The sequence below is a fragment of the Vibrio sp. MOR3 genome (assembly GCF_001557775.1).
GTDB classification, from domain to species: Bacteria; Pseudomonadota; Gammaproteobacteria; order Enterobacterales; family Vibrionaceae; genus Vibrio; species Vibrio jasicida.
In genome coordinates this window covers 1-484 of the sequence record NZ_LNRD01000055.1, presented here as the reverse complement: position 1 = coordinate 484, position 484 = coordinate 1, and the positions used below count along the sequence as shown (strand labels likewise).

At 46.1% G+C, this 484-nt stretch carries 1 protein-coding gene; it reads right to left on the bottom strand.

Annotation, left to right across the window (positions count from 1 at the left end):
• The coding region (locus ATB76_RS26905; RefSeq protein WP_155647558.1) for a tandem-95 repeat protein at positions 1-484 on the bottom strand (484 nt) is incomplete at both ends.

Below are 484 nucleotides of genomic sequence, written 5' to 3'. Positions count from 1 at the left end.
GTATCTTCAACGATATCTGCACTATCAGCGACAATATCGGCAACGGCATTGACTGTGAAATCAACTTTCTGACTCACTTCCAAACCACTTGGATCTGTGGCTGTAAAAGTAAGCTCTTCAGAACCATTCCAGTCAGCGGTTGGGGTGATCGTCGCGATGCCATCGACAATTGACACTTGAATGTTGCTGTTACCAGAAACGCTAAACGTCAATTCGCTGTCTGCGTCGTCAACATCACTAAACGCGTCATTTAAATCGATGGTATAAGGCGTAAAGTCCTCTGGTAGAACTTGGTCTGCAATGGTGTTTTCCACTACAGGCTTGTCATTGACAGGAGTAACGTTTAGAGAGACCGTCGTAGTCTCAGTAACACCACCAGAGGTGACTGTATAAATAAACTCGTCAGAACCGTTGTAGTCTTGGTCTGGCGTGTAAGTAATGGTGCCGTCGTTGTTCACAACCACACTGCCATTTGCAGGGCCAT